Origin of the sequence: Brevundimonas sp., assembly GCF_031082345.1 — a bacterium.
Classification (GTDB): Bacteria; Pseudomonadota; Alphaproteobacteria; order Caulobacterales; family Caulobacteraceae; genus Brevundimonas.
This window is the reverse complement of the sequence record NZ_JAVHLH010000114.1, coordinates 1-8,696: the sequence shown is the minus strand read 5'-3', so window position 1 is coordinate 8,696 and position 8,696 is coordinate 1. Positions and strand designations below refer to the sequence as shown.

9 protein-coding genes are annotated in these 8,696 nt (G+C 70.3%); 8 read left to right on the top strand and 1 reads right to left on the bottom strand.

Annotated features, from left to right (window positions below; genetic code table 11):
* The first annotated feature begins 30 nt into the window (after positions 1 to 30).
* The 3 genes from mnmA to RDU12_RS08830 all read left to right on the top strand — a co-directional run bounded on the left by mnmA (position 31) and on the right by RDU12_RS08830 (position 3,847).
* Positions 31 to 1,230, top strand: a complete 1,200-nt coding sequence (gene mnmA, locus RDU12_RS08840; RefSeq protein ID WP_300289689.1) for a tRNA 2-thiouridine(34) synthase MnmA — start codon at positions 31 to 33, stop codon at positions 1,228 to 1,230.
* Positions 1,223 to 1,804, top strand: a complete 582-nt coding sequence (locus RDU12_RS08835) for a hemerythrin domain-containing protein (RefSeq protein ID WP_300289688.1) — start codon at positions 1,223 to 1,225, stop codon at positions 1,802 to 1,804. Before mnmA ends, RDU12_RS08835 begins: the two co-directional genes overlap by 8 nt.
* 99 nt (positions 1,805 to 1,903) lie before the next feature.
* Positions 1,904 to 3,847 (top strand): S9 family peptidase, encoded by a 1,944-nt coding sequence (locus RDU12_RS08830; protein ID WP_300289687.1) that lies wholly within the window; start codon positions 1,904 to 1,906, stop codon positions 3,845 to 3,847.
* Here the strand turns inward: RDU12_RS08830 and RDU12_RS08825 are convergent.
* On the bottom strand, positions 3,837 to 4,682 hold the full coding sequence (locus tag RDU12_RS08825) for an acyl-CoA thioesterase II (protein ID WP_300289686.1): 846 nt from the start codon (positions 4,680 to 4,682) through the stop codon (positions 3,837 to 3,839). The two genes, RDU12_RS08830 and RDU12_RS08825, sit on opposite strands and share 11 nt — an antisense overlap.
* A 182-nt stretch (positions 4,683 to 4,864) precedes the next feature.
* On the opposite strand from RDU12_RS08825, the gene RDU12_RS08820 reads away from it, so the two are divergent.
* The 5 genes from RDU12_RS08820 to RDU12_RS08800 all read left to right on the top strand — a co-directional run.
* Positions 4,865 to 5,368 (top strand): helix-turn-helix domain-containing protein, encoded by a 504-nt coding sequence (locus RDU12_RS08820; RefSeq protein WP_300289685.1) that lies wholly within the window; start codon positions 4,865 to 4,867, stop codon positions 5,366 to 5,368.
* 3 nt (positions 5,369 to 5,371) lie between these two features.
* Positions 5,372 to 6,121 carry a glutathione S-transferase family protein gene (locus RDU12_RS08815; RefSeq protein ID WP_300289684.1) on the top strand — a complete coding sequence of 250 codons (750 nt, stop codon included), beginning with the start codon at positions 5,372 to 5,374 and terminating at the stop codon, positions 6,119 to 6,121.
* Positions 6,122 to 6,196: 75 nt separating this feature from the next.
* A complete protein-coding gene (locus RDU12_RS08810) occupies positions 6,197 to 7,378 on the top strand; it encodes an acetyl-CoA C-acyltransferase (protein WP_308684464.1) in 1,182 nt (393 codons plus the stop codon).
* Between the two features lie 207 nt (positions 7,379 to 7,585).
* Positions 7,586 to 8,071 (top strand): peptide-methionine (R)-S-oxide reductase MsrB, encoded by a 486-nt coding sequence (msrB, locus tag RDU12_RS08805; RefSeq protein ID WP_300291613.1) that lies wholly within the window; start codon positions 7,586 to 7,588, stop codon positions 8,069 to 8,071.
* Positions 8,072 to 8,120: 49 nt separating this feature from the next.
* Positions 8,121 to 8,696, top strand: a 576-nt coding sequence (locus tag RDU12_RS08800; protein WP_308684463.1) for a hypothetical protein, incomplete at its 3' end; no start/stop codon positions are given.

Here is an 8,696-nt window from a genome sequence, read left to right as displayed (position 1 = left end):
TCGCGCGTCTTTCGCACTAGATAGCGCGCCATGACGCTCGCCGAGGACATCTGCCCGGTTCCGACCATCGCCCGCGCCGACATGGATGCGGCGATCGAGGCTGCGCGCGCGGCGGTCGGCCTGCCGGTTGGATCGCGCGTGGTGGCGGCCATGTCGGGCGGTGTGGATTCCACCGTGGTGGCGGCCTTGCTGCACAAGGCGGGCTACGATGTCGTCGGCGTGACGTTGCAGCTCTACGATCACGGGGCGGCGCTCAAGAAGAAGGGCGCCTGCTGCGCGGGCCAGGACATCCATGACGCGCGGCTGGCGGCCGAGATGCTGGGCATCCCGCACTATGTGCTCGACTACGAGAGCCGCTTCCGCGATGCGGTGATCGATCAGTTTGCGGACTCCTATCTGGCCGGCCAGACGCCGGTGCCGTGCATTCGCTGCAACCAGACGGTCAAGTTCCGCGACCTGCTCGACGTCGCCCGCGACCTCGGGGCCGAGGCGATGGCGACGGGCCACTATGTGAGACGCTCGGTCGTCGACGGCCGGCCGCAGATGCGCAAGGCGGTCGATCACTCGCGCGACCAGTCCTACTTCCTGTTCGCCACCACCGCCGATCAGCTGGACTATCTGCGCTTCCCCTTGGCCGATCTGGAGAAACCGCAGGTGCGCGGCGTGGCGGCCGAGCTGGGCCTGCGGATCGCGGCCAAGCCGGACAGCCAGGATATCTGTTTCGTGCCCAACGGCGACTATCGCACCCTGATCGACAAGCTGCGCCCGCAAGGCCGGGAGGCGGGCGAGATCGTGCACATGGACGGTCGCGTGCTGGGATCGCATTCGGGGATCACCGACTACACCATCGGGCAGCGGCGCGGCCTCAACGTCGCCGTGGGCGAGCCGCTGTTCGTGACGAAGCTGGATCCGGCCCGGCGTCACGTCATCGTCGGCCCCCGCGAAGCCCTGCTGACGGCCGCCCTGACCCTCGACGAGACCAACTGGCTCGGCGACGAGCCCTCCATCGAGGCGGCGGCCGCGGCCGGAGCACCGGTGCTGGCTCGCGTCCGCTCGACCCGCCCGCCCTCGCCGGCCCGCCTGTCGATGGCGGATGGCGCCGTGTCGGTGGCGTTCGAGACGGGCGAGGAAGGCGTGGCCCCGGGCCAGGCCTGCGCCCTCTATGATCCGGCGGATCCCGACCGGTTGCTGGGCGGCGGCTTCATCCAGACCACCACCGCCGTTGTCTGAAGCGCCGGACGATCCGCTGGCGCTTGCGTCGCGGGTCGGCCTGCCGTCCGACTGCCTGTACCTCCGTGAGGCCTTCCCCCGCGAGCGCTGGACGACCGACGGGCTGCACCCGACGGCCCGACGGTGGCTGCACATGCACGGCGGCTTTCGCGCCCATCAGGCCGAAATGGGGGCCATGATCGAGGCGTGGCGAGCCGGGGCCGTCGACGCGTCCACCCTGCACCGCGCCCTGATCCCGGCGCTGCAGCAGTTCCTGCAGCACCTCGACGGCCATCACCGGATCGAGAGCGGACACTATTTCCCGGCGCTCCGGCAGCTGGAGCCGCGGATCGCCGCAGGCATCGAACTGCTGGACCGCGACCACGACGCCATCCACGCCCACATCGAGGCCATGGTCCGGACGGGCCGGGCCCTTCACGAGGCTGTGGCGGGCCGGGCGACGGACGCCGGCGACCGGGTGGAACGGCTGGCCGAAGTCCTTGATCTGGCGGGGCCCCAGCTGGCCCGTCACCTCTACGACGAGGAAGACATCGTCATTCCGCTGATCGCGCTGCGCGGCGATCCGCTGGAATGAGGCCAGGACGCCGCCGAGGTTAATTCGGCGACAGATCGCATCTGAAATGATCCCCTGACCCCTCTGACGATCACCATCTTCGATCAACAGGGGCTCCCGATGAAATCCACCAACGCCTGCATGGCGTCGATCCTGACGCTCGTCCTGGCCGCGCCGCTGGCCGCCACGCCGGTTTGGGCCGAACCGGCTGTCCAGGCCGCGCCGACGCCCGAGGCGCCGCGCACCTACAGCGCCGCGGAATTCTACCAGACCCGCAGCTACGGCATGTCCAGCCCCGCCGGACTGGGCTTCTCGCCCGACGGCCGCTCGGTCCTGATCTCCAGCGACCAGACCGGGGTGTTCAACGCCTACGCCCTGCCGATCGACGGAGGCGAGCCGGTTCCGCTCAGCGCCTCGACTACGGTTGCGACCTTCGCCGAGAGCTATTTCCCGGAGAACGGCCGCGTGCTGCTGACCGCCGACAGCGGCGGGGGCGGGAGCGAACTGACCCACGTCTACGTTCGCGAACTGGACGGCACGGTCCGCGACCTGACCCCCGGCGAGACCGTCAAGGCGGACCTGCTGGGCTGGAACGCGGCGCGGGACACCTTCTGGATCACCTCGAACGCCCGCGATCCGGAGGTGTTCGACCTCTACGCCTATGACGCCGACACCTATGAAGGCCGGCTGATTTTCGAGAACCCCGGCGTCTTGATCGCCGACGTCTCGCCCGACGGGCGCTGGCTGGCCATCGACAAGCCGGTCACCAGCGCGGACAGCGACGTCTATCTGGTCGATCTGCAGGGCGACCGCGAGCCGCGCCTCGTCACCGCCCACGAGGGCGAGGTGGCCCACGCCACCTACGCCTTCACGCCCGACAGCCGGCGGCTGGTCTACGGCACCAATGCGCATGGCGAGTTCTGGCAGGCCTGGACCCATGATCTGGCGACCGGCGAGAAGGCGCCGCTGATTCAGGCCGACTGGGACGTGGAGTTCGTCAGCTATTCGCCCTCCGGTCGGTATCGCGTCTCGGCGCTGAACGCCGACGCCTCGACCGAACTGACCCTGCTGGACACCACGACGGGACGGCCGGTGCGGCTGACCGGGATGCCCGGGGGCGACATCGGCCAGGTGCGCTACAACGCCGACGAGACCCGCATCGCCTTCACCGTCTCGTCCGACACCTCGCCGAACGACGTCTGGACCGCCGACCTCGCCACCGGACAGGCGCGGCGGCTGCTGACCGCGCTCAGCCCCGCGATCAACGAGGCCGACCTGGTCGAGTCCGTCGTCATCCGTTACGCAGCATCGGACGGGACGATCATTCCCGGCGTGCTGTATCGCCCGAAGGGCGCCTCGGCGGCCAATCCGGCGCCGGCGATCGTCATGGTCCACGGCGGCCCCGGCGGGCAGAGCACCCGCGGCTACTCGGCCCAGGTCCAGCATCTGGTCAATCACGGCTACGCCGTGCTGGCGGCCAACAATCGCGGCTCGTCCGGCTACGGCAAGACCTTCTTCCACATGGACGACCGGGCCCACGGCGAGGCTGACCTGCAGGACATCGTCGATGCGGGACAGTGGCTGCGTCAGCAGGACTGGGTGGCGGACGACCAGGTGGCGGTGATGGGCGGCTCGTACGGCGGCTTCCTGACGGCGGCGGCTCTGGCCTTCCATCCGGAGGCGTTCGACGCGGGCATCAACATCTATGGCGTGACCAACTGGGTGCGGACGCTGGAGTCGATCCCGGCCTGGTGGGGCGCCCAGAAGGACGCCCTGTTCGACGAGATGGGCGATCCGGCGACGGACGCCGAGCGGCATCGCCGCATCTCGCCGCTGTTCCACGCCTCGAACATCCGCCGGCCGATGCTGGTGGTGCAGGGCGCCAACGATCCGCGGGTGCTGCCGATCGAGAGCGAGGAGATCGTCGCGGCCGTCCGGGCCAACAATGTGCCGGTCGAATACGTGCTGTTCCCCGACGAGGGCCACGGCTTCCGGCGCCGGGAGAACCGGATCACGGCCCAGGAGGCCTATCTGGCCTTCCTGAACCGCTACGTCAGGAAGTAGGTCCGCGCGACGGCATCAGCTTGCGGCGCTGGCGGACCAGGGCGATGGGGCGGCCGTCGGGGGCGTGGGCGACGCCGTCCTCGACCGCCCAGCCGCCGCCGACGTCGCGGCTGGTGAAGTGGAAATACGCCCAGCCCTCCGGCGAGGTCTCCGGGGTGATCGCGGTCAGCAGGTCGGCCCGGAGATCGATGCTGGCCGAGATGATCGGGGGCGCGGGCAAGGCGGTGAAATAGGTCGGGTACAGGCCGTCGAGCAGGAACAGCAGCCGGGCCTCATCGAGGGGCGCGGCGTCGACGGTCCGCATCCAGCAGCCGAGTTCGGGGGCGCCGCCGGCGTTCTCGCGGAACAGTTTCGGTCCGGCGACGAAGCGGTGGTCGATGTGGCGGGTGAACCAGGGGCCGAAGCCGGTGTCGAGCGGGGTCGGCTCCAGCTCGTCGGGCCGGCCGCCGGGGATGGCGAGGGGCGTCAGGACCGGCCCGTCGACGTCGCGGCCGTAGGTTCCGAGCGCCTGGATGGCGAGCCGGTCGCCCTGGCCGCCGGCGACCGAGGCGTAGGCGACGTTGCGGCCGCCGCGGTTTAGCGCCGGGCGGAAGGCGATGTCCTCGAAGCGGGCGGCGGCGAGGTACTGGATGGTCAGGGTCTGCAGCGGGGTCTCGAGGCCCAGCCCCTGGCGCATGGCCCCGGCGGCCAGGGCCGCCATCAGGCCGCCGAAGGGCGCGCCGCGCTCCTGGGGCGCGGACTGGGGGGCGTTGGAGAAGACGCCGTCGAGGCGGGCGGTCAGCCCCCCGGCGCCGTCGTCGGTCAGGGTCAGGGCCTCGGCGAGGGTCTGCGTCATGGGTCCGGCAATATCTTGAGCGAAAGACGGGCGGAAGACCGAAACCTTCCGCCCCAGTCGAGGGATCCGGATACGTCGGGGAGGGGGTTCGCCGCGCGTCCGTAGCCAAACAAGACTGACTGAGTGCGTTTAGATTGGCAACCCTCTTGCCAAAAGCCTGACGCGGGGTCACCTTTACCGTCATGGGACGCACCGCAGACTACTCCCGCCAGAGCTGCTCGATCGCCGCGACGCTGGAGGTGATCGGCGACCCGTGGACGTTGCTGGTCATCCGCGACGCCTTCAACGGGGTCAGCCGGTTCGAGCAGTGGCAGGAGCGGCTGGGCGTCGCCCGCAACGTGCTGGCGGCGCGACTGAAAAGTCTGGTGCAGCACGGGGTGCTGGAGCCGCGGCTGTATTCCGAGCGGCCGCCGCGCAACGAGTACGTCCTGACCGCCAAGGGCAAGGACCTGTACGGGGTGCTGGTCACCCTGCACGGCTGGGGGGCCAAGCACGTCTATGGCGAGGAGGATTCGGGAATCTCCATGATCCACACGACCTGCGGCCATGACCTGGCCCCGCGCATCGCCTGCGGTCACTGCAACGAGATCGTCAAGCCGCGGGACATTCAGCTTAACCTTGCCAGCGACTGTCCGACGGTCGGCGAGATGATGCCGCGCGAGCGGGCCGCCGAAGAGATCGCCTGAGCGATGGAGCCGGTCACCATCGTCGGCAATCCGGTCTCGCCCTATGTGCGCAAGGTGCTGGCCGCCTGCGCCATGAAGGGCGTCGAGGTGCAGCTGGATCCGATCGTCGGCCTGATGGGCAATGACGACTTCGACCGTATCAGCCCGCTGCGCCGCATTCCGGTGTGGGTCGAGGGCGAGGTGACGCTGTGCGACTCCAGCGTCATCGTCCAGTACATCGAGGAGACCCGGCCCGGGCCGTCGCTGTGGCCGGCCGATCCGGTGCAGCGGGCCAGGGCGCGCTGGCTGGAGGAGTTCGCCGACACCCGTCTGTTCGACGTGCTGGGCTGGCGGCTGTTCTTCGAGATCGCCCTGAAGCCCCGATACCTCGGCGGAGAGGTCGACCAGGCGAAGGTCGAGCACGCCCGCGACGTCGAACTGCCCGGCATCCTCGATTATCTTGAAAGCCAGGTTCCGGAGAGCGGCTTCCTGTTCGGCGCGCTATCGATCGCCGACCTGAGCGTGGCGCCGGCCTTCGTCAACGCCGGTGCGGTGCAGGTCAATGTCGACGCGGCCCGCTGGCCGAAGCTGGCGGCGTGGCTGGAGCGGGTCGAGGCGGAGACGCCGCTGGGGCCGCTGAACGCCTTGGCCCGGACCCTGATGCGCACGCCGGTGAAGGCGCACCGGGATCGTCTTCCGGAGTTCGGCTTCGTCGCCGCCGCCCGCAGTTGGGGCGGAGACGCGCCCCGCCGCGGCCCGATGACCCCAAGCTAGGCCCACGCTTGCGCCGAGCGTCCAAAGGGCCGATCTAGCCCCCCGATTTTCCAACGCCCTCCCCAAGGTACCGTCATGTCCGATCCGATCGTCATCTGCTCCTTCGCCCGCACGCCCATGGGCGGTTTCCAGGGCGCCCTGTCCGGCGCCAAGGCCACAGAGCTGGGCGCGACGGCGGTCAAGGCGGCGGTCGAGCGGGCCGGGATCGATCCGGCCAGGATCGAGCAGATCTATATGGGTTGCGTCCTGCCGGCGGGGCTGGGTCAGGCCCCGGCGCGCCAGGCGGCGTTGGGCGCCGGCCTCGGCCGCCACGTCGAGGCGACCACGGTCAACAAGATGTGCGGCTCGGGCCTGCAGGCGGTGATGATGGCCTCGGACGCCCTGACGGCCGGCACCGCCGACGTGATCGTGGCCGGCGGCATGGAGAGCATGACCGGCGCGCCGTATCTGATGAACAAGCACCGCGGCGGGGCCCGGATCGGCCATGACGTCATCGTCGATTCGATGATGATGGACGGGCTGGAGGACGCCTATGCGCCCGGCAAGCCGATGGGCGCGTTCGCCGAGGACACGGCCGGGACCTATCAGTTCAGCCGCGAGGCCCAGGACGCCTATGCGATCGAGAGCCTGACCCGCGCCCGCAACGCCATCGCCTCTGGCGCCTTCAAGGCCGAGATCACCCCCGTCGAGGTGACCACCCGCAAGGGGACGGAGACGGTCAGCGAGGACGAACAGCCCGGCAAGGCCATGCCGGAGAAGATCCCCAACCTGAAGCCAGCCTTCGCCAAGGACGGCACGATCACGGCCGCCTCCTCGGCCTCGATCTCGGACGGGGCGGCGGCCGTGGTCATGACCCGCGAGAGCGTGGCCAGGGCCCTGGGCTTGCCGATCGTGGCGCGGATCGTCAGCCATTCGGCCCACGCCCATGAGCCGGGCCTGTTCACCACCGCCCCGGTGCCGGCGATGCAGAAGGCGCTGAAGAAGGCGGGCTGGTCGGTCGAGGACGTCGACCTGTGGGAGATCAACGAAGCCTTCGCCGTGGTGCCGATGATCGCCATGCAGGAGCTGGGCATTTCTCACGACAAGCTGAACGTGAACGGCGGGGCGACGGCCCTGGGGCATCCGATCGGCGCGTCCGGCGCGCGGGTTCTGGCGACCCTGCTGGCGGCGTTGCAGGCGCGCGGCGGCAAGAAGGGCGTGGCCAGCCTGTGCATCGGCGGCGGCGAGGCCGTGGCGATGGCGGTGGAGTTGGTCTGAGGCCACAGAGGTCCTTTCGTCTCTCCCTCCCCGTCCGGGGAGGGTGGTCGCGCAGCGACCGGGTGGGGGCGGCCGTCTGACCGGAGCGCCGAAGCGCGTTTCGGCGAGCCGTCCCCACCCTGTCGCCGCTTCGCGCCGACATCCCTCCCCGGGGCGGGGAGGGAGAAGGGGGTGGCACCCTCGTCCGGCCCTTCCTATTTCGGAACCATGCCCGACATCGCCCCGACCCTGCGCTCGCCTTCCGGTTTCGACCTGACCCCGCCCGACGACGAAGCGCGGGCGCGACTGGAGGCCGATCTGTCGCCGGAGGAGAAGCGCGTCCTGCTGGCCCACGGCACAGAGGCGCCGTTCTGCGGCACCCTGCTGGGCGAAAAGCGCGCCGGGGTGTTCTGCTGCCGCGAGTGCGGCCTGCCGCTGTTCCGCACCGGGACCAAGTTCGAGAGCGGCACCGGCTGGCCCAGTTTCACCGAGCCGGTCGATCCCACCCATGTGAAGGCGATCACCGACCGGTCGCTGGGCATGACCCGGACGGAGACGCGCTGCGCCCGCTGCGACAGCCATCAGGGTCATGTCTTTCCGGACGGTCCGCCGCCGACGGGGCTGCGCTACTGCATCAATTCCGTGGCCCTGGCCTTCGTCCCCGAGGGCGAGCCGCTGCCCGATCCGCTCGGCCGCGGCGACGGGTCGGCCTGACCTTGGCCGCATTTGAGGCTAGGCTGGGTTTCTCGCCGGAGACGACGCCATGCTGATCCCCTTGCTGCTGACGGCCCTGGCGGTCGCCCCGACGCCGTCTCCGGACGGTCCGGATCAGGACAGCGCCATGAGCACCGCGCCAGCCACCATGGTGGTCCTCGACGGCGCCGAGGCCCCGGTCGCGCCGGCGGTCAGCGGCGCCGCCCAGTCGACAACTCCGCACGGCCTTAGCACCGACGCGCAGATTGCGCAGTGGCTGGCGGCCCGTTCGTCGGGCCCCACCCCCTACGATGACGCCGCGCCGGTGTGGCGCGACGATCGCCAGCCGCACGGCGAGGTCAGCCTCGGCGTCGGCACCGGAGGCTATCGCGACTACGCGGCGGCGGTGTCCCTGCCGATCGGGGAGAGCGGCCGGCTGGATATCAGCGTCCGCCAGTCCGAGAACGACCCGTACGGATACCGCTACGGCTATGGCGCGGGCTACGATCCGTATTTCGCCGACAGCGGCTACGCCTTCCCCGGTTACGCGGCGCCCGGCGCCGCCGTGGACTACGAGCGCCATCTGTCCCGCCCCGACGGCCCGCCCTGGGCCCGCACCGCGCCGCGGCCGCAGCAGCCCGCGGAG